Origin of the sequence: Pengzhenrongella frigida, assembly GCF_004168625.1 — a bacterium.
In the GTDB taxonomy this organism is placed as follows: Bacteria; Actinomycetota; Actinomycetes; order Actinomycetales; family Cellulomonadaceae; genus Pengzhenrongella; species Pengzhenrongella frigida.
In genome coordinates, this window is sequence record NZ_SDWW01000012.1 from 57,775 (window position 1) to 80,815 (window position 23,041).

General features: G+C 71.9%; 26 protein-coding genes. 25 read left to right on the forward strand and 1 reads right to left on the reverse strand.

From position 1 onward, the window contains the following. Positions 1-62: 62 nt before the first annotated feature. The 13 genes from rpsP to whiG all read left to right on the forward strand — a co-directional run bounded on the left by rpsP (position 63) and on the right by whiG (position 10,019). Positions 63-494 (forward strand): 30S ribosomal protein S16, encoded by a 432-nt coding sequence (gene rpsP, locus EUA98_RS06770; protein WP_130101911.1) that lies wholly within the window; start codon positions 63-65, stop codon positions 492-494. After that, positions 494-733: an RNA-binding protein gene (locus EUA98_RS06775; RefSeq protein WP_130101912.1), complete on the forward strand. Its 240-nt coding sequence runs from the start codon at positions 494-496 to the stop codon at positions 731-733. Before rpsP ends, EUA98_RS06775 begins: the two co-directional genes overlap by 1 nt. 127 nt (positions 734-860) lie before the next feature. Next, positions 861-1,412: a ribosome maturation factor RimM gene (rimM, locus tag EUA98_RS06780; RefSeq protein WP_130101913.1), complete on the forward strand. Its 552-nt coding sequence runs from the start codon at positions 861-863 to the stop codon at positions 1,410-1,412. 1 nt (position 1,413) lies between these two features. Continuing rightward, positions 1,414-2,199, forward strand: a complete 786-nt coding sequence (gene trmD / locus EUA98_RS06785; RefSeq protein ID WP_130101914.1) for a tRNA (guanosine(37)-N1)-methyltransferase TrmD — start codon at positions 1,414-1,416, stop codon at positions 2,197-2,199. A gap of 148 nt (positions 2,200-2,347) precedes the next feature. Continuing rightward, complete coding sequence (gene rplS / locus EUA98_RS06790; protein WP_130101915.1) at positions 2,348-2,707, forward strand: 50S ribosomal protein L19; 360 nt, start codon at positions 2,348-2,350, stop codon at positions 2,705-2,707. Positions 2,708-2,817: 110 nt separating this feature from the next. Then, positions 2,818-3,570 carry a signal peptidase I gene (lepB, locus tag EUA98_RS06795; RefSeq protein WP_130101916.1) on the forward strand — a complete coding sequence of 251 codons (753 nt, stop codon included), beginning with the start codon at positions 2,818-2,820 and terminating at the stop codon, positions 3,568-3,570. A gap of 25 nt (positions 3,571-3,595) precedes the next feature. Beyond that, positions 3,596-4,378 carry a ribonuclease HII gene (rnhB, locus tag EUA98_RS06800; RefSeq protein WP_130101917.1) on the forward strand — a complete coding sequence of 261 codons (783 nt, stop codon included), beginning with the start codon at positions 3,596-3,598 and terminating at the stop codon, positions 4,376-4,378. A 7-nt stretch (positions 4,379-4,385) separates the two neighbouring features. Then, complete coding sequence (locus EUA98_RS06805; protein ID WP_130101918.1) at positions 4,386-4,709, forward strand: DUF2469 domain-containing protein; 324 nt, start codon at positions 4,386-4,388, stop codon at positions 4,707-4,709. A gap of 115 nt (positions 4,710-4,824) precedes the next feature. After that, on the forward strand, positions 4,825-5,181 hold the full coding sequence (locus EUA98_RS06810; RefSeq protein WP_130101919.1) for a YraN family protein: 357 nt from the start codon (positions 4,825-4,827) through the stop codon (positions 5,179-5,181). Next, a complete protein-coding gene (locus EUA98_RS06815; RefSeq protein WP_130101920.1) occupies positions 5,181-6,722 on the forward strand; it encodes a YifB family Mg chelatase-like AAA ATPase in 1,542 nt (513 codons plus the stop codon). The genes EUA98_RS06810 and EUA98_RS06815 overlap by 1 nt, the downstream gene beginning before the upstream one ends. Then, positions 6,719-7,954 (forward strand): DNA-processing protein DprA, encoded by a 1,236-nt coding sequence (dprA, locus tag EUA98_RS06820; RefSeq protein WP_130101921.1) that lies wholly within the window; start codon positions 6,719-6,721, stop codon positions 7,952-7,954. Before EUA98_RS06815 ends, dprA begins: the two co-directional genes overlap by 4 nt. A 153-nt stretch (positions 7,955-8,107) precedes the next feature. Beyond that, the gene (locus EUA98_RS06825; RefSeq protein ID WP_130101922.1) at positions 8,108-9,052 is read left to right on the forward strand and encodes a tyrosine recombinase XerC; all 945 of its coding nucleotides are present in this window, start codon (positions 8,108-8,110) and stop codon (positions 9,050-9,052) included. 16 nt (positions 9,053-9,068) lie between these two features. Further along, entirely contained in the window at positions 9,069-10,019 is a 951-nt protein-coding gene (gene whiG / locus EUA98_RS06830) for an RNA polymerase sigma factor WhiG (RefSeq protein ID WP_130101923.1), read from the forward strand. A gap of 13 nt (positions 10,020-10,032) precedes the next feature. On the opposite strand, the gene EUA98_RS06835 is transcribed toward whiG, so the two are convergent. After that, positions 10,033-10,578 carry a M23 family metallopeptidase gene (locus tag EUA98_RS06835; RefSeq protein ID WP_130101924.1) on the reverse strand — a complete coding sequence of 182 codons (546 nt, stop codon included), beginning with the start codon at positions 10,576-10,578 and terminating at the stop codon, positions 10,033-10,035. A gap of 351 nt (positions 10,579-10,929) precedes the next feature. On the opposite strand from EUA98_RS06835, the gene rpsB reads away from it, so the two are divergent. The 12 genes from rpsB to EUA98_RS06895 all read left to right on the forward strand — a co-directional run bounded on the left by rpsB (position 10,930) and on the right by EUA98_RS06895 (position 22,951). Continuing rightward, complete coding sequence (rpsB, locus tag EUA98_RS06840) at positions 10,930-11,955, forward strand: 30S ribosomal protein S2 (RefSeq protein WP_130101925.1); 1,026 nt, start codon at positions 10,930-10,932, stop codon at positions 11,953-11,955. 46 nt (positions 11,956-12,001) lie between these two features. After that, entirely contained in the window at positions 12,002-12,847 is an 846-nt protein-coding gene (gene tsf, locus EUA98_RS06845; RefSeq protein ID WP_130101926.1) for a translation elongation factor Ts, read from the forward strand. Positions 12,848-12,965: 118 nt separating this feature from the next. After that, on the forward strand, positions 12,966-13,715 hold the full coding sequence (gene pyrH, locus EUA98_RS06850; RefSeq protein ID WP_130101927.1) for a UMP kinase: 750 nt from the start codon (positions 12,966-12,968) through the stop codon (positions 13,713-13,715). Between the two features lie 57 nt (positions 13,716-13,772). After that, the gene (gene frr, locus EUA98_RS06855; protein ID WP_130101928.1) at positions 13,773-14,330 is read left to right on the forward strand and encodes a ribosome recycling factor; all 558 of its coding nucleotides are present in this window, start codon (positions 13,773-13,775) and stop codon (positions 14,328-14,330) included. Beyond that, on the forward strand, positions 14,330-15,184 hold the full coding sequence (locus tag EUA98_RS06860) for a phosphatidate cytidylyltransferase (protein WP_130101929.1): 855 nt from the start codon (positions 14,330-14,332) through the stop codon (positions 15,182-15,184). Before frr ends, EUA98_RS06860 begins: the two co-directional genes overlap by 1 nt. Before the next feature lie 18 nt (positions 15,185-15,202). Continuing rightward, positions 15,203-16,351 carry a dual-specificity RNA methyltransferase RlmN gene (gene rlmN / locus EUA98_RS06865; RefSeq protein ID WP_130101930.1) on the forward strand — a complete coding sequence of 383 codons (1,149 nt, stop codon included), beginning with the start codon at positions 15,203-15,205 and terminating at the stop codon, positions 16,349-16,351. Beyond that, positions 16,348-16,902, forward strand: a complete 555-nt coding sequence (locus EUA98_RS06870; RefSeq protein WP_130101931.1) for a DivIVA domain-containing protein — start codon at positions 16,348-16,350, stop codon at positions 16,900-16,902. Before rlmN ends, EUA98_RS06870 begins: the two co-directional genes overlap by 4 nt. Before the next feature lie 181 nt (positions 16,903-17,083). Continuing rightward, on the forward strand, positions 17,084-17,872 hold the full coding sequence (locus tag EUA98_RS06875; RefSeq protein ID WP_130101932.1) for a DeoR/GlpR family DNA-binding transcription regulator: 789 nt from the start codon (positions 17,084-17,086) through the stop codon (positions 17,870-17,872). Further along, on the forward strand, positions 17,869-18,840 hold the full coding sequence (locus tag EUA98_RS06880) for a 1-phosphofructokinase family hexose kinase (RefSeq protein WP_130101933.1): 972 nt from the start codon (positions 17,869-17,871) through the stop codon (positions 18,838-18,840). Before EUA98_RS06875 ends, EUA98_RS06880 begins: the two co-directional genes overlap by 4 nt. Beyond that, complete coding sequence (locus EUA98_RS06885; RefSeq protein WP_130101934.1) at positions 18,837-20,873, forward strand: PTS fructose transporter subunit IIABC; 2,037 nt, start codon at positions 18,837-18,839, stop codon at positions 20,871-20,873. Before EUA98_RS06880 ends, EUA98_RS06885 begins: the two co-directional genes overlap by 4 nt. Positions 20,874-20,931: 58 nt before the next feature. Continuing rightward, the gene (ptsP, locus tag EUA98_RS06890) at positions 20,932-22,617 is read left to right on the forward strand and encodes a phosphoenolpyruvate--protein phosphotransferase (protein ID WP_130101935.1); all 1,686 of its coding nucleotides are present in this window, start codon (positions 20,932-20,934) and stop codon (positions 22,615-22,617) included. A 55-nt stretch (positions 22,618-22,672) separates the two neighbouring features. Then, on the forward strand, positions 22,673-22,951 hold the full coding sequence (locus EUA98_RS06895; protein ID WP_130101936.1) for an HPr family phosphocarrier protein: 279 nt from the start codon (positions 22,673-22,675) through the stop codon (positions 22,949-22,951). Positions 22,952-23,041 lie beyond the last annotated feature (90 nt).

Consider the following 23,041-nt stretch of genomic DNA (forward strand, 5'->3'; position numbering starts at 1 on the left):
CCCCCTGCCCCCACGGGACGGGACGCCGGGTCATCCCAGCAGAAACCGGAGAGACCACCACCGTGGCCACCAAGATTCGTTTGAAGCGCTTTGGCAAGATCCGTCAGCCGTACTACCGCATCGTCGTCGCGGACTCGCGCAAGAAGCGCGATGGCCGAGTGATCGAGGAGATCGGCAAGTACCACCCCACCGAGGAGCCCTCGCTCATCGAGATCGATGGCGAGCGCGCGCAGTACTGGCTCGGGGTCGGCGCACAGCCGACCGAGCAGGTCGCCGTCCTCCTCAAGATCACGGGTGACTGGCAGAAGTTCAAGAACCTCCCGGGCGCCGAAGGCACCCTGAAGGTCAAGGAGCCGAAGCTCGACCCGAAGGCCGCCATCGAGGCCAACGCGGTCGCCGCCGAGAAGTCCAAGGCCAAGGCCTCGGAGAAGCGGGCCAACGCGGCCGCTGCTGCGGCCAAGGCTGCCGAGTCCGACGCGGACAAGCAGGCCTGATGCTCGCGGACGCGCTCGAGCACCTGGTGCGCGGCATCGTTGATCACCCGGACGACGTCCAGGTGTCCGCGAAGCCGCTCCGCCGGGGCGAGCTGCTCGAGGTCCGGGTCAACCCCGAAGACCTCGGGCGCGTGATCGGTCGAGGCGGCCGGACGGCGCGTGCACTGCGCACCGTCGTCGGCGCACTCGCCTCGGACGGACCGGTTCGGATCGACGTCGTGGATGTCGACCGACGCTGATCGCGTCCGCACGCACCTGCAGTACCGAAGTACAGCGAGCACCAGCACGAACCGAGAGGCCCGGTCCCGGAACATCGGGACCGGGCCTTTCGTGCAGACCACCTGTCGCGCAAGTCGGAGGAAACCCATGCAGCTCACGGTCGCCCGGATCGGCCGCGCCCACGGGCTGCGCGGCGAGGTAGCGCTGGACCTGCGCACCGACGTGCCGCAGGAGCGACTCGTCGTCGGCGCCGTCCTGGCGACGGCACCGGCCACCGCCGGGCCGCTGACGATCGCGCACGTCCGCTCGCTGCACGACAAGTGGTTCCTCACCTTCGAGGAGGTGACGGACCGCACCGGCTCCGAGGCGCTGCGCGGCGTCGAGCTGCTGGTCGAGTCGACCGCGAGCGACGAGGACGACGCCTGGTACCCGCACGAGCTCGCCGGGCTGCGCGCCGAGCACGTCGACGGCCGCACCCTGGGGACCATCGCGGGGCTCGAGCACCTGCCGGCGCACGACATGCTCGTGCTCGTCGAGGAGTCCGGCGCCCGCACGCTCATACCGTTCGTCCGGGCGATCGTGCCGGTCGTCGACGTCGCCGGTGGCCGTGTCGTGCTCGACCCGCCCGGCGGGCTGCTCGCCTCCGACGTGGCCAACCTCGTCATCTCCGATGAGACGTCCGGCCCCGGCGAGGCCTGACGTGCGCATCGACATCGTCTCGATCTTCCCGGAGTACCTCGCGCCGCTCGAGCTGTCGCTCGTGGGCAAGGCGCGCACGTCCGGGCTGTTGGACGTGCACGTGCACGATCTGCGCGACTCGACCACCGACCGGCATCACACGGTGGACGACACGCCCTTCGGGGGCGGGGCCGGCATGGTGATGCGGCCCGACGTGTGGGGGGTGGCGCTCGACGGCCTGCTCGGCGAGGCCTCCCACCTGCTCATCCCGACGCCGTCGGGCACCACCTTCACGCAGCGGACCGCCGAGGCGCTCGCGACGCAGGAGCACCTCGTGATCGCGTGCGGCCGGTACGAGGGGATCGACGCCCGCGTCGCCGAGCACTACCGCGAGCGGGGCATCCGGGTCAGCGAGGTCTCGATCGGCGACTACGTGCTCAACGGCGGCGAGGTCGCGGCGCTGGTGCTGGTCGAGGCCGTGGCCCGCCTGCTGCCCGGCGTCGTCGGCAACCCGCAGTCGCTGGTCGAGGAGTCGCACGGCCTGGCCGGGCTGCTCGAGTACCCCGTGTACACCAAGCCACCGTCCTGGGCCGGGCTCGAGGCGCCCGACGTCCTGCTGTCCGGTCACCACGGGCGCGTCGAGCGCTGGCGCCGCGACCAGGCGCTGACCCGGACGGCCGAGCTGCGCCCGGACCTCATCGCCGCGCTCGACGTGGCGATGCTCGACCGCGCCGACCTGGCGCGGCTCTCCGAGCTGGGCTGGGCCGCCTCTGGCGGCGCGCTCCACCCGACGACTGTGGCAGAATGACCGGTCGGTGTGTTCCGGTCGCGTCTCTGCCACAGGGGTGACGATCACGATCTCTGGTCCACCCGCGTAATCCACGCCATCGGGACGCCCTTTCGCGGGTGTCCCTGACAACGCGCCTGACCTGTGGCAGCGCGAGGAAGCGAATGACATGCATACGCTTGATTCCGTCGACGCAGCATCGCTGCGGACCGACATCCCGGCCTTCCGTGCCGGTGACACCCTCAAGGTCAACGTCAAGATCGTCGAGGGAACTCGTTCCCGCGTCCAGATCTTCCAGGGCATCGTGATCTCGCGCGCCGGTGGCGGCGTGCGGGAGACCTTCACCGTGCGCAAGATCAGCTTCGGCTGCGGCGTCGAGCGCACCTTCCCGGTGCACTCCCCGGCGCTCGAGTCGGTCGAGGTCATCACCCGTGGTGACGTCCGCCGCGCGAAGCTGTACTACCTGCGCGCACTGCGCGGCAAGAAGGCGAAGATCAAGGAGAAGCGGGAGACCGTCCCGGCCAAGTAAGACCGCCGGACGCTCGACCAGTTCGCCCCGACGGGCGGTCACCGATCCTGGTGGCCGCCCGTCGTCGCGTCGGATGTGCCCCGTGCGGCGAGCAGTGGCACAGTAAGCGCGTGATCGAGCATCCCGAGTCCGAGACCCCGCGCGATCGCACCGCATCCCACGAGGCTCGGCACGCTCCACCGCAGCGGCAGCGCGCCAGCTCGTGGCTGCGCGAGACCGTCATCATCCTGGTCGGCGCCCTCGTGCTGTCGCTGATCATCAAGACCTTCCTGGTCCAGGCGTTCTTCATCCCGAGCTCGTCGATGGAAGACACGCTGCAGGTCGGCGACCGGGTGCTGGTGAGCAAGCTCGCACCCGGGCCGTTCGACGTCCGGCGTGGCGACATCGTGGTGTTCAAGGACCCCGGCGGATGGCTCCCGGCGACGCAGGCCGCGGAGCGCACGGCCCTGCAGGACGCCCTCAACTCGGGGCTGACCTTCATCGGGCTGCTCCCGCAGGACTCCGGGGAGCACCTCATCAAGCGCGTGATCGGGCTGCCCGGCGACCAGGTGGTGTGCTGTGACGCCGACGGACAGCTCACCGTGAATGGTGTCTCGATCGAGGAGCCGCAGCTCAAGCCCGGGTCGGTGCCGAGCGAGGTCCCCTTCGACATCGTCGTCCCCACCGACAGCTTCTGGGTCATGGGCGACAACCGGCAGAACTCGCGCGACTCGCGTGCACACCTCGGCGATCCGGGCGGTGGCAGCATCCCGCAGGCCAACGTCGTGGGCGTCTCGTTCGCGCGGGTGTGGCCGGCCAACCGCATGAGCCTGCTGCGGAACCCGACGGCCAACTTCGCGGGGGTCCCGGAGCCGTCCTCGTGATCGCAGCGATCCGCAGGCACCTCCCATGGTGAGCCCGGCCGTCGTCGTCCGCCCGCAGGCCGTTCGCCCCCCGGCGCCGTCCCTGCGGCACGAGCGGGCCCTGCTCGGCGCTGGGGCGCTGGTGGTGGTGGGGATGGACGAGGTGGGCCGCGGCGCGCTCGCCGGGCCCGTCAGCGTCGGCGTCGTGGCCGTGGCGGCCACGACGCGGACCTGCCCGCGCGGGGTGGCGGACTCGAAGCTGCTCACGGCCGCGGCCCGGACCGCGCTGCTGCCGGCGCTGTCCCGGTGGGGACTGGCTCGCGCCGTCGGGCACGCCTCGGCGGCCGAGATCGACGCGTTCGGCCTCATCGTCGCGCTGCGACTGGCCGGGCAGCGCGCGCTCGCGCAGGTGGCCGACCTGATCGGCCCGGCCGCGGTCGTCCTGCTCGACGGTTCGCACGACTGGCTGTCCACCCCGGCCCAGGGTGAGCTGTTCGCACCGCCGACGGTTTCGGGCCCGGAGACGCCCAGCCCCGTCGTGCACATGCTCGTCAAGGCCGACCGGACGTGCGCGTCGGTGGCCGCGGCGAGCGTGCTCGCCAAGTGCGAGCGCGATGCGCTCATGACCGAGCTCGCCGCACGGCATCCCTCCTACGGGTGGGAGAACAACAAGGGTTACGGCTCACCCGAGCACCTCGCGGCGCTGCGGACGCACGGCGCGAGCCCGCTGCACCGGGTCAGCTGGCGGCTCCCGCTCGAGGACGAGCTGGAGCCCGCCGGGCGTCGCTCGGGCCCCACCGGCACCATCCACCCCATCGATGGGCCATGATGGGGTCGTGAGCGCGGAGGACCTGGAGAACTACGAGACCGACATGGAGCTGGCCCTCTACCGCGAGTATCGCGATGTGGTGGGCTTGTTCTCGTATGTCGTGGAGACCGAGCGACGGTTCTACCTGGCGAACCAGGTGGACCTGCAGGTCCGCTCTGCCGCGGGCGAGGTCTACTTCGAGCTCAGCCTCGGCGATGCCTGGGTGTGGGACGTGTACCGCTCGGCCCGGTTCGTGAAGTCGGTCCGCGTCGTGACCTTCCGGGACGTGAACGTCGAGGAGCTCGCCAAGGCCGAGCTCGACCTCGGCGAGAGCGGTCCGTTCCCCAGCTGACCGGCCCTCGCCGCCCGACCCCAGGGCGCGCCCTCGCGCGGTGTTCCACCCCCGCGCTCGTGCACCGCCCGGTCGCGAACCGCCGCCCGGCACGGTGGGGCGCGGAGGTGGTCGCGTGCGAGCCAAGGACGCGGTGGGACGGTACGGCGAGAAGGTCGCTGCCGGGTACCTGGCCGATGCCGGCTGGGAGGTGCTGGACCGCAACTGGCGCGGCCGGGACGGGGAGCTCGACATCGTCGCCCGCCGCGCCGGTGCGCTGATCGTCGTCGAGGTCAAGACCCGGCGCGGGCTCGGCTACGGGCACCCGGCCGAGGCCGTCACCCCGCGCAAGCTCGCCCGGCTGCGCCGCCTGACGGCGCAGTGGCTCGCCGCCCACGACGTGCGTCCGGCGTTCATCCGCATCGATGTCATCGCGGTGCTCGTGCCGCGCCGCGGGGCCGTGCAGCTCGAGCACCTGGTCGGGGTCGTCTGATGGGGCTCGGCCGCACGCTCGGGGTCTCGCTGCTGGGGCTCGCCGGGCACGTGATCGAGGTCGAGGCGCACCTGGCCGCGTCCGTCCCGGGCTTCTCGCTCGTGGGGCTGCCCGATGCCGCCCTGGCCGAGTCCCGCGACCGGGTGCGCGCCGCGGTGACGTCGTCCGCCATCCGATGGCCGCAGCGCAAGATCACGGTCAACCTCTCGCCGGCCTCCCTGCCCAAGTCCGGGTCGGGGTTCGACCTCGCGATCGCGGTGGCGATGCTCGCGGGCGCCGAGGTGTTCGATGCGGCCCGCGTCGTCGACATCGTCCATCTCGGCGAGCTCGGGCTCGACGGTCGTCTGCGGCCGGTCCGCGGCGTGCTGCCGGCCGTGGCGGCGGCGGTGGCGGCCGGTCACCCGACGGTGGTGGTGCCGCTGGCGAACGCGGCCGAGGCGGCCCTCGTGCCCGGGGCGATCGTCCAGGCGGCCTCGAACCTGGCCGAGGTGGCCTGGCGGTACGGCGCCGAGATCGCCGAGCCCGTCGCTGCGGGCACCCCCGTGGCGGTCGTGCTGGCCGGACGGCGTGCGCAGCCCGACGTCGATCTCGCGGAGGTGCTCGGTCAGCACCAGGCGAGGGCGGCGCTCGAGGTCGCGGCGGCGGGCGGGCACCACCTGCTGATGGTCGGGCCGCCGGGGGCCGGCAAGACGATGCTCGCCGCCCGCCTGCCGGGCCTGCTGCCCGATCTCACCGAGTCCGAGGCCGTCGAGGTCACCGCCGTGCACTCGGTCGCCGGGACGTTCGACCCGGGCGAGGGGCTGCTGCGCCGACCGCCGTTCGAGGACCCGCACCACACCGCGACCCCGGCGGCGATCGTGGGCGGCGGCTCGGGGATCCCCCGCCCGGGGGCGGCCTCCCGGGCTCATCGTGGGGTGCTGTTCATGGACGAGGCCCCGGAGTTCTCCCCCCGGGTGCTCGAGACGCTGCGTCAGCCGCTCGAGCACGGCGAGCTGGTGATCCACCGGGCGGGCGGCACGGCGCGCTACCCCGCCCGGTTCCAGCTCGTCCTGGCGGCGAATCCCTGCCCGTGCGGCCGAGCCGTCGGCAAGGGGCTCGACTGCACCTGCGCACCGATGGCACGCCGGCGCTACTGGGCCCGGCTGTCCGGCCCCCTGCTCGACCGCGTCGACCTCCAGGTCGAGGTGCACCAGGCCTCCCGGGCCGAGATCGACGGGGTCGGGCGCGGCGAGTCCAGTGCGGTCGTCGCGGCGCGGGTGGCGGACGCGCGCCAGGCCCAGGCCCACCGGCTGGCGGGCACGGGGTGGAGCACGAATGCGCAGGTCCCGGGCCATTGGATCCGGTCAGCGCTCGGGGCGGACCGCTCGCTGCTGGTCGACCTCGACCGGGCGCTCGATCGAGGGCTCCTGAGCCTGCGGGGCGTCGATCGCGTCCTTCGGGTCGCCTGGACGCTGGCCGACCTCGCGGGGAAGACGGCGCCCGGCCGGTCCGAGATCGGGCAGGGACTCCTGCTGCGCACGCGCGGGCAGGTGGGTGCATGACCGGCCCGCGCGCGACCCACGAGAGCCCTGGCGGGGCCGACGGTGTCGACCCCGAGACCGTGGCGCGCGCCGCCTGGAGCCGCCTGGTGGAGCCCGGGGACGACGTCGCGGGGGCACTCATCGCTGCGCTCGGGGCCGTCGACGCCCTCGACTGGGCCCGGAGCGCGACGCCTGACAGCTTCCGCTCGGCGCTCGATGTGCTGCTCGAGCGCACCGGACCGCTCGCGGAGGTGGGCCGGCGTCGGCTCGCGGCCGCGGTCGCCCGCTGGGCCCCGCGGTGGGAGGGCCTCGACCCGGGCCGCGAGCTGCGCGCGCTCGCGCGGCTCGGGGGAGTCCTCGTCCACCCGGGGACACCGACGTGGCCGACCGCGCTCGACGACCTCGGCCCGGCGGCCCCGCCGTGCCTGTGGGTCCGGGGCGGAGCGGACCTCGACCTCGCCCTGCGTCGGTCGGTGGCGCTCGTCGGAGCCCGTGCGGCCACCGGGTACGGCGAGCACGTCGCGGCCGACCTGGCCGCCGGCCTGGCGGAGCGCGGGTTCGCGATCGTCTCGGGCGGGGCGTTCGGCATCGACGCCGCGGCGCACCGGGGCGCGCTGGCGGTCGGTGGTCGGACGATCGTCGTCCTCGCGGGCGGTGTGGACCGCCCCTATCCGGCCGGGAATGCCGCCCTGCTGGCACGGGTGGTCGAGTCCGGGGGCTCGGTGGTGAGCGAGGTCCCCCCGGGGTGCGTGCCGAGCAAGAGCAGGTTCCTGCAGCGCAACCGCCTCATCGCCGCCGGCGGCCAGGCGACCGTGGTCGTCGAGGCGGCCTGGCGGTCCGGTGCGCTGAACACCGCCGGGCACGCGGCGGCGCTCCTGCGCCCGGTCGGCGCCGTCCCCGGGCCGGTCACGTCGATGTCCTCGGCGGGGTGTCATCGGCTGCTCCGCGACGGTGCCGCGGTGTGCGTCACCGACGCGGCTGAGGTCGCCGAGCTCGCGGGGGTGGCCGGGACGGATCTGGCGCCCGAACGGTTCGGCGTGTCGGCCGAGGTCGACGGTCTCGACGAGTCGGCCCGCAAGGTGCTCGACGCCCTGCCCGTGGTGCGACCGGCGTCGCCCGAGTCGATCGCCCGGGCCGCGGGGCTCAGCGTGGCGGCCGTGCTGGCCGCCCTGGGACCGCTCGAGCTCGAGGGGCTGGCCGAAAGAGAAGGTCCCTGCTGGCGGCGTCTTCGACGGTCCCGACCAGTGGCTTGAGCCACGTTCGAGTGTGATTTGCGTCACAGTTCACCCGGAAAGCCCTGTCGTGACCAGGGCGAATCGGATCTTCGGGACGAACGGTGCAGGGGAGGGGAACCGGTTCGAGAAGTCATCCTTGTCCCGCGGCCGGTCGACCGCCACCGTAGGGACATGCGCACACCCGCCACCAGCAGCGCGCACAGCGCTCGTGCGGTGTGGTCGACCGAGCTCAGTGCGCAGTTTGCTACCTACCTGACCGCACAGCGCGGCCTGTCCCCGCACACGGTGCGGGCCTACACCGGTGATCTCGAGCATCTCTTCGGGTTCGCGCAGACGCTGGACCGGGTCTCGCTCGACCAGGTCGATCTGGCCGTGCTGCGCTCCTGGTTGGCCTCGATGGCCGCGGTCCCGCTCAGCCGCGCGACGCTCGCTCGGCGCGGAGCGGCGGCGCGGACGTTCTTCGCGTGGGCCCAGCGCACCGGGCGGGTGGGTACCGACCCCGCGCTCCGGCTCGCGTCCGCCCGGGCGACGGTCACCCTGCCGACCGTGCTCGGCGTGGAGTCGGCGGCGCATCTGCTCGACGTCGCGCGCACCCGCGCCGACGACGGCGATGCGATCCACCTGCGCGACTGGGCGGCCCTCGAGATGCTCTACGCGACGGGCGCCCGGGTCGGGGAGCTCGTGGGGGCCGACATCGACGACGTGGACCTCGAGCAGCGCACGATGCGGGTGGTGGGCAAGGGCGACAAGGAGCGGGTGGTCCCGTTCGGTGTGCCGGCTGCGCGCGCGCTGCGCCAGTGGCTGACCGACGGCCGGCCCCGTCTCGCGACCGGGAGCTCCGGCGCCGCGCTGCTGCTCGGGCGTCGCGGTCACCGGGTCGACCAGCGGCAGCTCCGGGAGGTGTCGCACGAGGTCTCCTCGCTGGCCGGGGTGGACGACGTCGCCCCCCACGCGCTGCGCCACAGTGCGGCGACCCACCTGCTCGAGGGCGGCTCTGACCTGCGCGCGGTCCAAGAAGTCCTGGGGCACGCTACGCTCGCGACGACCCAGCGGTACACGCATGTGTCCGCCGATCGGCTTCGAAGCTCGTTCCAACAGGCACACCCACGAGCATGAGAACGAGGCAGCGTTCATGAGTGCTCAACCGGAGCAGATTTCCGGCGAGACCGCGGTCTCGCTGACCTCGGTCGTCCCGCGACCGCGGTTCTCGTCGAGCCCGCTCATCGGCGAGCGGACCGGGACCCGTGGGCGACCCGTCGGCGGGGCAGCGGACGTCGATCTCGACGTGATCGTCGACGACGTGGCCGACACCTCCGTCGTCGACCTGATCGCGACGGCCTGGCGGGAGTTCAAGGTCACCGGTGACCGGGCGCTGCGCGAGCGGCTGATCCTGCACTACGCGCCCCTGGTCTCCTCCGTCGCCGGCCGGCTGGGCATGCGCCTGCCGAGCAGCGTCGAGCAGGCGGACCTCGTCTCCTACGGCATGTTCGGCCTGATCGATGCGATCGAGAAGTACGAGCTCGACCGGGCCGTGAAGTTCGAGACCTATGCGAGCGCGCGCATCCGGGGCGCCATCATCGACGAGCTGCGCGCGATCGACTGGATCCCGCGCTCGGTTCGGACCAAGGCGCGCGCGGTCGACCGGGCCTACGCCGAACTCGAGGGCGAGCTGCGGCGCACCCCGAGCGAGTCCGAGATCGCGAGCCGGCTCGAGGTGGGCGTGGGCGAGCTGCGGACGGTCTTCGCGCAGCTGTCGAACGTGAACGTCGCCGCGCTCGACGAGCTGCTCGGCGCGGGCGCCGAGCGCTCCGACAAGGTCTCCCTGATCGACACCCTCAAGGACCACCACGCCCCGGACCCCGCCGGTTCGTTCGAGGCCCAGGAGACGAAGTTCCTGCTGGCGCGCGCGATCGAGCAGCTGGGGGAGCGCGAGAAGATCGTGCTGGTCCTGTACTACTACGAGGGCATGACGCTCGCGGAGATCGGTCGGGTGCTCGGGGTGACCGAGTCGCGGATCTCGCAGATGCACTCCGCAGCGATGATCCGGCTCCGGGCCAGGCTCACCGACTCCGAACGCGGCTGACCGCCCGGCCGGGTCACGGGTCGGCGAGCAGGACCACGGGGCCCGCGGTGCGCACGAGCGTCAGCGGATCGAGGTAGACCTCGGCTCGCCGCACGCCCCAGTGCAGGCAGGTGGCCGGGGCGCAGTGGCCCGGCATCGCCTGGATCACGCCGACGGGCTCGCCCTGGACCACGGGCATGCCCGCGCTCACGGACCACTGGACGGGTTCCAGGCTGGAGCGCAGGCCGTCGGGGTGAGCGATCGTCAGCACCCCGCGATCGACGACCGTCCCGGCGAAGGCCACGGTGCCGCTCGCTGGTGCGCGCACGTCCTGGCCGACCGCGCCGGCGAGGTCGACCCCCCGATGCCCGGCGGCCCAGATCTCGGCCGGGGCCGCGAACACCCGCGCCGTCGGCGGGTCGCCCGCCAGCGGCAGAACGTAGACGACCGTTCGCGCCCCGGCCCCCGCCCCGGCCCGGTCGCTCGACGTCGACGCGGCCCGAGTCCCGGCCGGAACCAGGCCGAGGGCCAGGGCGGCGACGACCACGCCGACCCCCGCCGCTGCTCCAAGTGTCTGCATGGGCCTCACGCTGGTCGGTCGTGTCCCGATCGGCGCCACCGGCGCGTTCGCACGGTGTGCACCGGGGTCGTCGGGGCGACCAGGGGTCGGGTAAGGTAGCGCGTGCGACCGGCTTGTGCCGGCCGACATCGCGCGCCACCCGCCCGTCGCCCTGCAGTCCGAGCCTCATCGCCCGGCAGCAGAGACCGGGCGTCCGCGCTGGCAGCGGTCCGGGGCACTGTCCCGGCGCCAGCACGGATGTGACGCCAGGGGCACCGGCCGACTGGCCGGAGCCGACAACCGGAATGCGGGTCCTCTTCGGACTCGCCTTGTGCGCGCACGCCGTGAGGGTGCGCGCCGAAAGGACGTGCCATGGCCGTCGTGACCATGCGTCAGCTGCTCGAGAGCGGTGTCCACTTCGGACACCAGACCCGCCGCTGGAACCCCAAGATGAAGCGCTTCATCTTCACCGAGCGCAACGGCATCTACATCGTCGACCTGCAGCAGTCGCTGTCCTACATCGACAGCGCGTACGACTTCGTCAAGCAGACCGTTGCCCACGGCGGCACGATCCTGTTCGTCGGCACCAAGAAGCAGGCCCAGGAGCCGGTGGCCGAGCAGGCCACCCGTGTCGGCATGCCGTACGTGAACCAGCGCTGGCTCGGTGGGATGCTCACCAACTTCCAGACCGTGAACAAGCGCCTGCAGCGCCTCAAGGAGCTTGAGCTCATCGACTTCGCCGACGTCGCCGGGAGCGCCTTCACGAAGAAGGAGCTGCTGATCATGCGTCGCGAGCGCGACAAGCTTGCGAAGACTCTCGGTGGAATCCGCGACATGACCAAGGTTCCCTCGGCCGTGTGGATCGTCGACACCAACAAGGAGCACCTTGCCGTCGACGAGGCGCGCAAGCTCCACATCCCGATCGTCGCGATCCTCGACACCAACTGCGACCCCGACGTCGTCGACTACAAGATCCCCGGCAACGACGACGCGATCCGCGCCGTCTCGCTGCTCACCCGCGTGATCGCGGACGCCGTGGCCGAGGGCCTCATCCAGCGTCACTCCGGCCGCAACGCCGGTGCCGAGGGCGCGACCGAGGCTGAGCCGCTCGCCGAGTGGGAGCGCGAGCTCCTCGCCGGTGCCGAGGCCGGCCTCGCGGCCGGTGCGGTTGCCGCGACCGAGGCGCCGGTCGCCGAGGCCGTCGTCGCCGAGCCCGTCGTGACCGAGGCCGTCGTGGCCGAGGTTGCTCCGGTCGAGGTCCCCGTGGCCGCGGCCGTCGTGGCCGAGGTTGCTCCGACGGAGGCCCCCGCGGCCGAGGTCGTCGCCGAGGTTGCTCCGGTCGAGGCCCCCGTGGCCGAGGTCGCCGCCCCCGAGGCCAACGCACCGAAGTCTGAGTAAGCCCCCACCCCGACGAATCAGCATCGACGAAGAACGGACATTTCTCATGGCGAACTACACCGCCACTGACATCAAGGCGCTCCGCGAGCGCACCGGTGCCGGCATGCTCGACGTCAAGAAGGCGCTCGACGAGGCTGATGGCGACGCCGAAAAGGCGCTCGAGCTCATCCGCGTCAAGGGCCTCAAGGGCGTCAGCAAGCGTGAGGGCCGGTCGGCCTCCGACGGGCTGGTGACCGCGGTCGTCACCGCCACGCCGGACGGCGAGGGTGAGGTCGGGATCCTGGTCGAGGTCAACTCGGAGACCGACTTCGTCGCGAAGAACGTCACGTTCACGGATCTGGCGGCCAAGGTGCTCGCCGCGGCGGTCTCCTCCGCTGCGCGCGACGCTGACGTGCTGCTCGCGGCCGAGGTCGACGGCCGGACGGTCTCGGACGTCGTCGACGACGCACAGGCGACGCTCGGCGAGAAGATCGTCGTCCGTCGGCTCGCCCGGGTCGCGGGGGAGAAGGTCGCGGTCTACCTGCACAAGGTGAACAAGGACCTTCCTCCGCAGGTGGGCGTGCTCGTGGCGACCGACCTGGCCGGGGCGGACGTGGCGAAGGACATCGCGATGCACATCGCGGCGTACTCGCCGATCTACCTCACCCGGGACGACGTCCCCGCCGAGACGGTCGCTTCCGAGCGGCACATCGCGGAGGAGACCTCGCGCAACGAGGGCAAGCCCGAGGCTGCGCTCCCGAAGATCATCGAGGGTCGCCTGAACGGCTTCTTCAAGGACACGGTGCTCGTCGAGCAGGCGTTCGCGAAGGACCAGAAGAAGACCGTCGGCCAGGTCCTGACCGAGGCCGGCGGGACCGTCACCGGTTTCGCGCGGTTCCGCGTCGGAGCCTGATCTGAGCTAGAAAGGGGTGGCCCCGGTCCTTGCGGACCGGGGCCACTTCGCTAGGTCGGGTGGCACCAGACGTGCCCGACGAGCATCACCGCAGCGGTAACCGGCAAGTGGAGGACACGTGGCGCAGGAACTCGAGACGACGGCCGTCCGCGGCGAAGCGGCCACCCGCCGCGTGCTGCTCAAGCTCTCGGGGGAGACCTTCGGCGGGGGCGCGATCGGTCTCGCGCCCGACGTCGTCCGGCGGGTCGCCGCGGAGATCGCGGTCGCGGTGCGCCGGGGAGTCCAGGTGGCCGTGGTCACCGGCGGTGGCAACTTCTTCCGGGGCGCGGAGCTCTCCGCGAGCGGGCTGGACCGCGCACGCGCGGACTACATGGGCATGCTGGGCACCGTGATGAACGCCCTCGCCCTGCAGGACTTCCTCGAGCAGGCCGGTGTGAGCACCCGCGTGCAGACGGCGATCACGATGGGCCAGGTGGCCGAGCCGTACATCCCGCTGCGCGCCATCCGGCACATGGAGAAGGGCCGCGTCGTGATCTTCGGCGCCGGCGCCGGGATGCCGTACTTCTCGACCGACACCGTGGCCGTCCAGCGCGCCCTCGAGACGCACTGCCAGGAGGTGCTGATGGGCAAGAACGGCGTCGACGGCGTCTACACGGCCGACCCGCGCACCGATCCCTCGGCCGTCCGCCTCGACCACCTCACCTACATGGACGCGCTGAAGCAGGGGCTCGAGGTCGTCGACTCGACGGCGTTCAGCCTGTGCAAGGACAACGGCGTGCAGATGCGCGTGTTCGGGCTGGGTGAGCCCGGCAACGTCACGCGCGCCCTCCAGGGTGAGAAGATCGGCACGTTGGTCACTGCTGACTGAACGCCCGCCAGACATCACGACCCGAAGCACGCGAAGCACGCGAACAAAGGAGCACCGGTGATCGACGAGATCCTCCTCGGAGCCGAGGAGAAGATGGACAAGGCGATCGAGGTCGCCAAGGAAGACTTCGCGACGATCCGCACGGGGCGGGCGAACGCGTCCATGTTCGCGAAGATCTTCGTCGACTACTACGGCAGCCCCACCCCGCTGCAGCAGCTCGCCTCGTTCAGCACGCCCGAGGCGCGCACGATCCTCATCGCCCCGTTCGACAAGACCTCCACCGTCGCGATCGAGAAGGCCCTGCGGGAGTCCGACCTCGGTGTGAACCCGACGAACGACGGCAACTCGATCCGCGTGATGCTGCCGATCCTCACCGAGGAGCGGCGCAAGGACTTCGTCAAGCTCGCCCGGGCCAAGGCCGAGGACGCGCGCATCTCGGTGCGCAACATCCGACGCCGTGCCAAGGAGCAGCTGGACCGGATCGTCAAGGACGGCGACGCCGGCGAGGACGAGGTCGCCCGCGCCGAGAAGGAGCTCGAGGTCCTCACCAAGAAGCGCGTGGAGAACATCGACCACGTGCTCGCGGCCAAGGAGAGCGAGCTGCTCGAGGTCTGATGACTGAGCTAGCCCACCCCGCCGCACCCCGCTCGGCCACGCGCTCCGGTCGTGACCTGCCGGTGGCGACCGTCGTCGGACTCGGACTCCTGGCGGCGGTGATCGCCTCGCTGTTCATCCGCAAGGAGGTGTTCGTCGCGGTCGCCCTGGTGGCGGTCGGGGCGGCGCTCTGGGAGCTCGGCCAGGCGTTCGCGCGACGTGACATCCACCTCCCGCTGCTCCCGCTGCTGGTCGGCTCGGTGGGCATCCTCGTCTCGGCGTACGTCGCCGGCAGCGAGGCGCTGCTCGTGTCCTTCATGCTCACCGCCGGTGGTGTGGTGGTCTGGCGGGTCCTCGACGGCGACGGTTCGGCGGCGATGAAGGACTCGACCGCCGGGATCTTCGCCGCCGCGTACCTGCCCTTCCTCGCGGGCTTCGTCATGCTCATGCTGTCGATGCCCGACGGCGCGCGGCGGGTGCTGCTGTTCGTCCTGCTGGCCGTGGCGAGCGACGTCGGCGGCTACGGCGCCGGGGTGCTCTTCGGGCGCCACCCGCTCGCGCCGTCGGTCAGTCCCAAGAAGACCTGGGAAGGGCTGGGCGGCTCGGTCCTGCTCTCCTGCGTGGTCGGGGCGGTCGGGATCGGGTGGGGGTTCTCCGCGAACCCCTGGATCGGTGTCGCCCTCGGCCTGGCGACCGTGACCACGGCGACGGTGGGGGACCTGTCCGAGTCGCTGATCAAACGCGACCTCGAGCTCAAGGACATGGGGAGCCTCCTGCCCGGCCACGGTGGCGTGCTCGACCGGATCGACTCGATGCTGCTGACCTCACCCGTGGTGTACCTCGTCCTGCTGGTCTCCTTGCCAGTCGGCGACTGAACCAAAGGAACTGAACTGATGACCGTGCCCACGACCGAACCGAGGACGACGCCCGTCACGCTCGACTTCTCCCCGAGCCGGCGCGGACCTCGGGGCAAGCCGCCACGCCACTTCGTCGACCTCACGCCCGAGGAGCGGATGGCGGCCGTCGAGGCCCTGGGCGAGAAGCCGTTCCGCGCCAAGCAGCTCGCGACGCACTACTTCTCGCACCTGACCTCGGACCCTGCCGAGATGACGGACCTGCCCAAGGCCACCCGTGACCTCCTGGCCGCGGACCTCTTCCCCCAGCTCCTGCGGCCCGCCCGGACCATGCAGGCGGACCGCGGCACGACCGTGAAGACCCTGTGGAAGATGTTCGACGACGCCAAGGTCGAGTCGGTGCTCATGCGGTACAAGCACCGGTCGACGCTGTGCGTCTCGAGCCAGGCCGGCTGCGGGCTGGCCTGCGCCTTCTGCGCGACCGGCCAGCTCGGTCTCACCCGCAACCTGTCGACCGCCGAGATCGTCGAGCAGGTGCGTTCTGCGGCGCGGTCGCTCGCCGACGGCGAGCTCCCCGGCGGCCCGACCCGGCTGTCGAACGTCGTGTTCATGGGCATGGGTGAGCCGCTCGCCAACTACCGATCGGTGATCGAGACGGTCCGTCGCCTGATCGCTCCGGAGCCGGACGGCTTCGGCATGTCGGCGCGCAACATCACCGTCTCCACGGTCGGGCTCGTACCGGCGATCGAGCGCCTGACGAACGAGGGCATCCCGGTCACCCTGGCGGTGTCGCTGCACGCGCCCGACGACGAGCTGCGTGACGAGCTCGTGCCGATCAACACCAGGTGGAGCGTGGCGCAGACCATCGACGCGGCGTACCGCTACTTCGAGGTCACCGGCCGGCGCGTGTCCATCGAGTACGCGCTGATCCGGAACATCAACGACCACGGCTGGCGTGCGGACCTGCTCGGTGACCTGTTGAACGAGCGCGGCCGCGGCTGGGTCCACTGCAACCCGATCCCGCTCAACCCGGTGCCCGGATCCAAGTGGACCGCGAGCGACCCGGCGGTCGAGAACGAGTTCGTCGCCCGCCTGCGCGCCAAGGGTGTCCCGACCACGATCCGGGACACCCGCGGGAGCGACATCGACGGTGCCTGCGGGCAGCTCGCAGCCGAGGAGGAAGCGTGAGCAAGGGGATGTTCCGCACCGTGTCGCGGCTGCGCTCGGGGTACGCGACCGACGAGGTCGACGAGTTCTTCGATCTCGCGCGGCGGGTCTACGAAGGGCAGGCCGCCGATCCGCTCACGGGGCGTGACGTGCGGTCGATGGCCTTCGACATCGTCCGCGGCGGCTACTCGACCGGTGCGGTCGACGCCGCCCTCGACCGCCTCGAGGCCGCCTTCATCGCTCGCAGCAGGCAGGAGTTCGTGGCCACGCGCGGTCAGCAGGCCTGGATGGAGCAGCTCGCTGACGGCGCGCGCACGCTCTACGGGCGGCTGACGCGTCCGGACGGCCAGCGGTTCGCCCCGGCGCACCGCGGCCGGCCAGGGTACGACCCCGCCGACGTCGACGCGCTGTGCAAGCGGCTCGTCGGCTACTTCGACTCCGGGGAACCGTTGACCGCGAACGACGTGCGCTCGGCGACGTTCCGTCGGCGCACCGGCGTCAAGGGGTACGCCGAGGAGCCGGTGGACGCGTTCTGCGACCGCGCCGTCGAGGTCCTGCTCGGGGTCGAGTAGCGCCGCGCACCACACGTCGTGCCCTGGGGGGCGTCCGGGAGACCGGACGCCCCTTCGCTGTCCCGGTCTCGGTCGAGATCTTTGTTTCTCTTTGCATGGTTGACAACCGAAGATGAACACAGGTATTGTCGCTCGAACCACAGGCGGTTCGTTCCACACCACTCAATGTCGAGGAGGCTTCGTGTTCGCAGAAGAGCGACAGCTGCTCATCGCCGAACTGGTGGCCGACAACGGCCGCGTGACGGTCAGCGATCTGGCCGCACGGTTCGGCATCACCCCCGAGACGGTGCGCCGCGACCTCGACACCCTTGAGGACGTCCGCCAGCTGCGCCGCGTGCACGGCGGTGCGGTCTCCATGAGCAGGCTGAGCATGTCCGAGCCGAGCATCGCCGAGCGGCAGACCCAGCGGCAGGACGAGAAGTCCCGGATCGCCGCCGCGGCCCTGGCCCTGGTCCCCACGAGCCGGACGGCGTCGATCATCCTCGACGCCGGCACCACCACCGCTCGGCTCGCCGATCGTCTGATGGCCTGGACACCGTCCAGCCCGGGGGACCAGCTGCTCGTGGTCACCAACGCCCTGCCGATCGCGGCGCTCCTCGTCGGGAACGACGAGATCCAGCTGCACATCCTCGGCGGCCGGGTCCGCGGCCTGACCAGCGCGATCGTCGGGGCGAGCACGACGAGCCAGCTCGAGGCGCTGCGCGTCGACATCGCGTTCATCGGGGCCAACGGCATCGATGCCGAGTTCGGCCTGAGCACCCCCGACACCGTCGAGGCCGCCGTCAAGACCGCGATGGTGCGTTCCGCACGTCGGGTCGTGGCGCTGGCCGACTCCTCGAAGCTCGACCAGGAGACCCTCGTGCGGTTCGCCGCGCTCCGCGACATCGACACCCTCATCACGGATGTACCGCCCTCCCCGAAGCTCGCCGCTGCACTTGACGCGGCCGACGTCGAGATTGTGATCGCATGATCATCACCCTGACCCCCAACCCGAGCCTCGACCGCACGATCGAGCTGGCCCAGCCGCTCGCGCGCGGGGAGGTGCAGCGGGCGCTGGCCGCCCACCAGGAGCCGGGCGGCAAGGGCGTGAACATCTGCCGCGCGCTCGAGGCGTCGGGGGTCAAGAGCCTCGCGGTGCTCCCCGGTGACCACGAGGACCCGGTGCTGCTCGCCCTGCGCGCCGAGAAGATCCCGCACCTCGGCCTGCCGATCGGCGCGACCTTGCGCAGCAACGTCGCGATCACGGAGGCGGACGGCACCACGACCAAGGTCAACGAGCCCGGCCCCGAGCTGACCACCGCGCAGCAGGCCGACCTGGTCGAGCTGGTGCTGCGGGAGGCCGCGGGTGCCAGCTGGCTCGTGCTGGCCGGTTCGCTGCCGCCGGGCTTCCCGGCGGACTTCTACGCCACCGTGACCAGCGAGCTGCGGCGACGCTACGGCGCCGCCGCACCCAAGGTCGCCATCGACTCCTCCGGCCCACCCCTCGCGGCAGCGATCGCTGCCGGGCCAGACCTGCTCAAGCCGAACGCGGAAGAACTGGCCGAGCTCACGGGGATCTCGGATGCCGACAGCCTGGAAGCAGACCCGCTCCTGGCCGCCGGTGCCGCCCGCACGCTGGTCACCGCCGGCGTCGGAGCGGTTCTCGCCACCCTCGGCTCGAAGGGCGCACTGCTCGTCACCGCCGAGGGAAGCTGGCTCGCGAAGAGCCCCAAGATCGTGGCCCGCAGCACCGTCGGTGCGGGGGACTCGGCTCTGGCGGGCTATCTGCTCAGTCACCTCACCGGCGCCACCCCGCCGCAGTGCCTGCGCCAGGCGGCCGCCCATGGCGCTGCCGCCGCCTCGATGCCGGGATCGACCGTCCCGGCCCTAAACCAGACCAACCCTGACGCCGTCACCGTGACGGTGTTCGCCACCCATCCATTGGAGGATGACCAGTGACTGCGTTGATCACCCCACAGCTCGTCGCCCTGGACCGGAACCTTGGTTCCGAGCCGGCAGAAGTCATTCGGCACCTCGCCGAGCTCGTCGTCACGTCCGGCCGCGCCACCGAGGTCGCGGGACTGTACGCGGACGCCCTCGCACGTGAGGCCAAGACGGCCACCGGGCTCCCCGGCGGGATCGCCATCCCGCACTGCCGCTCGACGGCGGTCACCGAGGCGACGCTCGTGATGGCGCGGCTGGACCCGCCGGTCGACTTCGGTGCCAAGGACGGCCCCGCGGACCTCGTCTTCTTCATCGCGGCGCCGGAAGGCGCCGACCAGGCGCACCTCAAGCTGCTCGCCAAGCTGGCCCGGTCGCTGCTCAAGCCCGCGTTCACGGGCTCGCTCCGTGAGGCACGGACGCCGGAGGAGGTCGTCGAGCTCGTGACGGCCGTCGTCAGCCCGGCTCCGGCCACCGTCGCTGCCGGCCCGCACGCCGCGCCGGTCGCAGAGAGCGCGAACGCGGGTACGGCGGCGTCGTCGTCGTCGCCCTCGGTCAAGCGCCTCGTCGCCGTCACCGCATGCCCCACCGGGATCGCGCACACCTACATGGCGGCCGACTCCCTCGTGGAAGCCGCCCGCAAGCTCGGCGTCGAGCTCCAGGTCGAGACCCAAGGCTCGGCCGGCCTCACGCCGCTCGACCCGGCTGTCATCGCCGCGGCTGATGCCGTCATCTTCGCCGTCGACGTCGACGTCCGCGGCCGGGAGCGGTTCGTGGGGCTGCCGGTCGTCAACGCACCGGTCAAGCGGGGGATCGACGAGCCCGGCAAGCTGATCGCTGAGGCGCTGGCCGCGGCCGAGAACCCGAACGCGCGCCGCGTCACGGGTGGCCTCGAGGCCGAGTCCGCCCAGACCGGGGAAGGTGGCGAGCACCTGGGTCAGCAGCTCAAGCGGGCCCTGCTCACCGGCGTCAGCTACATGATCCCGTTCGTCGCGGGTGGCGGTCTGCTGATCGCGCTGGGGTTCCTCCTGGCCGGCTACGAGATCGCGCTCGGCACCACCGCCGACGACGTGGTCAAGGGATTCACCCTCGTCGACCTGCCCCCCGAGGGACTGGTCTACTTCCTCGGCGCGGTCCTGTTCAAGATCGGGGCGCTCTCGATGAGCTTCCTGGTCCCGGCGCTGGCGGGGTACATCGCCTTCGCGATCGCCGACCGTCCTGGGATCGCCCCCGGGTTCGTGGCCGGTTCGGTGGCGGGCTTCATGGGCGCGGGCTTCCTCGGCGGCATCGTCGGTGGTCTGCTCGCCGGTGTGGTCGCCAAGAGCTTCGAGCGGCTGAACACACCCCGCTGGCTGCGCTCGCTCATGCCCGTGGTGATCATCCCGCTGGTCGCCTCGATCGTCGCGTCCGGCCTGATGTTCCTGGTGCTCGGTGGTCCGATCGCCTACCTCACCGAGGAGCTCAACGCCTGGCTGACCGGCATGACCGGTACCTCGGCCGTCCTTCTGGGCATCATCCTCGGCCTCATGATGGCGTTCGACCTCGGTGGCCCGGTGAACAAGGTCGCCTACGCGTTCGCCGTCGCCGGACTGGGTGCGGCCACGATCGACAACCAGGCGCCGTGGCAGATCATGGCCGCGGTGATGGCGGCCGGCATGGTCCCGCCGCTCGGCATGGCCCTGGCCACCGCGGTCGACAAGAAGCTGTTCAGCCTGGCCGAGCGTGAGAACGGCAAGGCCGCGTGGCTGCTCGGTGCGTCCTTCATCTCCGAGGGCGCGATCCCGTTCGCCGCCGCCGACCCGCTGCGTGTGATCCCGTCGTGCATGCTCGGTGCCGCCACGACCGGCGCGCTGGTGATGGCGTCCGGCGTCACGTCGAAGGCGCCCCACGGCGGGGTGTTCGTCTTCTTCGCCATCGGCAACGTCGCGATGTTCCTGCTGTCGATCGCGATCGGCACGGTGATCACCGCCGCCTCCGTCATCGCCCTGAAGCGGCTCGCGGTCAAGAAGGACGAGGCGTCGACCGAGGAGCCGGCCCTGGTCTCCGCCTGACCAACCGGTCGAGCTCGGCCGGTTCGGCTCGCCGCCCGCACAAGAAGGAGGACGCGCTGTGCAGAGCTACTCAGGAGTAGGTGTCAGCCCCGGACGCATCATCGGCACCGTCCGGCAGATGCCCCGACCCGTCAGCGAGCCCCCGGTCGGCCAGAGCCGACCGGCCTCGACGACGGCGGACGAGGCGGTGGCCGCGCTGCGGGCCGCGGCGTCATCCGTCCAGGCCGAGCTCAAGCGCCGGGCGGAGGTCGCCCAGGGCAACGCCAAGGCCGTGCTCGAGGCCACCGCCCAGATGGCCGTCGACCCGATGCTGCTCAAGTCCGCGGTCAAGCTGATCAACGGTGGCGCCACGGCGGAGCGGGCGGTCTGGGATGCCAGCGCGTCCGTGGCGGAGATGCTGCACAACCTCGGTGGCTACATGGCGGACCGGGCCACGGACGTCCTCGACGTCCGGGCCCGGCTCGTCGCCGAGCTTCGCGGGGTGCCTGCCCCCGGGATCCCGCAGTCCGACGTGCCCTTCGTCCTGGTGGGTGAGGACCTGGCTCCGGCGGACACCGCAACGCTGGACCCGGCGAAGATCCTCGCGCTGGTGACCTCCGGGGGCGGACCGCAGTCGCACACCGCGATCATCGCGCGGGCCCTGGGGCTGCCGGCGGTCGTGGCGGCGGTCGGGGTCGACGCGCTCGTCGACGGCGCCGTGGTCTACGTGGACGGGGCCGCGGGGACCGTCCACGTCGGGCCGACTGCCGACCAGGTCGCCGCCGCGCAGGCCTGGACCGCGGCTGCCGCGACGCTCACGGTCTTCGACGGCGACGGCCGGCTCGCGGACGGCCACCGCGTGCCGCTGCTGGCCAACGTCGGCGGAGCCAAGGACGCCGTGGCGGCCGCGGCCGCGGGTGCCCAGGGGGTCGGCCTGCTGCGCACGGAGTTCTGCTTCCTCGGTCGCGACCTCGAGCCGTCGGCCGAGGACCAGATCGCCGCCTACCGGGGGGTGTTCGAGGCCTTCGCGGGCAAGAAGGTCGTGGTCCGGACGCTGGACGCCGGCGCGGACAAGCCCCTGCCGTTCCTCACCGACGCGAGCGAGCCGAACCCCGCCCTCGGGGTCCGTGGATACCGCACGGACTGGACGTCGCCCGGCGTGCTCGAGCGCCAGCTGGCGGCCATCGCGGCCGCGGCGGAGGGGACGACCGCGGACGTGTGGGTGATGGCCCCCATGATCGCGACCGTCGACGAGGCGGCGCACTTCGCCGCGATGTGCTCCGCCGCCGGACTGACGACCCCCGGGGTCATGGTCGAGGTGCCGTCCGCGGCCCTGACCTCGGCGTCGATCCTGGGCGAGGTCGCGTTCGCCAGCCTCGGCACGAACGACCTCACGCAGTACGCGATGGCGGCGGACCGGCAGCTCGGCCCGCTGGCGGCGCTCAACAGCCCGTGGCAGCCGGCCGTGCTCATGCTGATCGGGCTCACCGTTGCGGGCTCGGTCGCCGAGGGCAACGGCAAGCCGGTCGGGGTGTGCGGGGAAGCCGCGGCCGACCCGGCGCTCGCCGTGGTTCTCGCGGGGCTGGGGGTCTCGACGCTCTCCATGACCCCCCGCGCGCTGGCCGCGGTCGCGACGGTGCTGCGCAGCGTGAGCCTGGACGAGGCGAAGGAGCTCGCCCGACTCGCCCTCGCGGCACCGAGCGCGACGCAGGCCCGGGCTCAGGTGCGGGCCGGCCTGCCGATCCTCGACGCCCTCGGCCTCTGACGGGCCGCATCTCAGTAGCCTCGTCCTACCCGCCCAACCCACCGCCGGAGGAAACATGTTCGAACGCAAGGCCACGATCGCCAGCCGCGTCGGTCTGCACGCCCGACCCGCCGCGATCTTCGCGGAAGCCGTCGGGGAGGTGCCGATCGACGTCACGATCGCGCTCGAGAGCGACCCTGAGGAGGATGCGATGGACGCGGCCAGCATCCTGTCCCTCATGAGCCTGGGGGCGTCCAACGGCGACGTCGTCGTGCTCCGTGCAGAAGGTGAGGGGGCCGAGGGAATCCTCGATTCACTCGTGCGGATTCTCGAAACTGACCTCGACGCGGTATAGTCTTTACTTAGTTGTCACTGTGACGCCGGCCGTTGGATCATCCAGCGGCCGGCCGTCCAGTCTTTGTGAAGGTTTCCTAGGGCTCCTCTA

Coding starts and splice junctions, on each gene's coding strand:
- EUA98_RS06815 (WP_130101920.1), top strand. CDS start 5,181: ATGGGGCTCGGCCGCACGCTCGGGGTCTCGCTGCTGGGGCTCGCCGGG.
- EUA98_RS06775 (WP_130101912.1), top strand. CDS start 494: ATGCTCGCGGACGCGCTCGAGCACCTGGTGCGCGGCATCGTTGATCAC.
- tsf (WP_130101926.1), top strand. CDS start 12,002: ATGGCGAACTACACCGCCACTGACATCAAGGCGCTCCGCGAGCGCACC.
- EUA98_RS06835 (WP_130101924.1), bottom strand. CDS start 10,578: ATGCAGACACTTGGAGCAGCGGCGGGGGTCGGCGTGGTCGTCGCCGCC.
- rlmN (WP_130101930.1), top strand. CDS start 15,203: ATGACCGTGCCCACGACCGAACCGAGGACGACGCCCGTCACGCTCGAC.
- whiG (WP_130101923.1), top strand. CDS start 9,069: ATGAGTGCTCAACCGGAGCAGATTTCCGGCGAGACCGCGGTCTCGCTG.
- rimM (WP_130101913.1), top strand. CDS start 861: ATGCAGCTCACGGTCGCCCGGATCGGCCGCGCCCACGGGCTGCGCGGC.
- EUA98_RS06880 (WP_130101933.1), top strand. CDS start 17,869: ATGATCATCACCCTGACCCCCAACCCGAGCCTCGACCGCACGATCGAG.
- EUA98_RS06860 (WP_130101929.1), top strand. CDS start 14,330: ATGACTGAGCTAGCCCACCCCGCCGCACCCCGCTCGGCCACGCGCTCC.
- dprA (WP_130101921.1), top strand. CDS start 6,719: ATGACCGGCCCGCGCGCGACCCACGAGAGCCCTGGCGGGGCCGACGGT.
- rpsB (WP_130101925.1), top strand. CDS start 10,930: ATGGCCGTCGTGACCATGCGTCAGCTGCTCGAGAGCGGTGTCCACTTC.
- rnhB (WP_130101917.1), top strand. CDS start 3,596: ATGGTGAGCCCGGCCGTCGTCGTCCGCCCGCAGGCCGTTCGCCCCCCG.
- EUA98_RS06895 (WP_130101936.1), top strand. CDS start 22,673: ATGTTCGAACGCAAGGCCACGATCGCCAGCCGCGTCGGTCTGCACGCC.
- EUA98_RS06825 (WP_130101922.1), top strand. CDS start 8,108: ATGCGCACACCCGCCACCAGCAGCGCGCACAGCGCTCGTGCGGTGTGG.
- rplS (WP_130101915.1), top strand. CDS start 2,348: ATGCATACGCTTGATTCCGTCGACGCAGCATCGCTGCGGACCGACATC.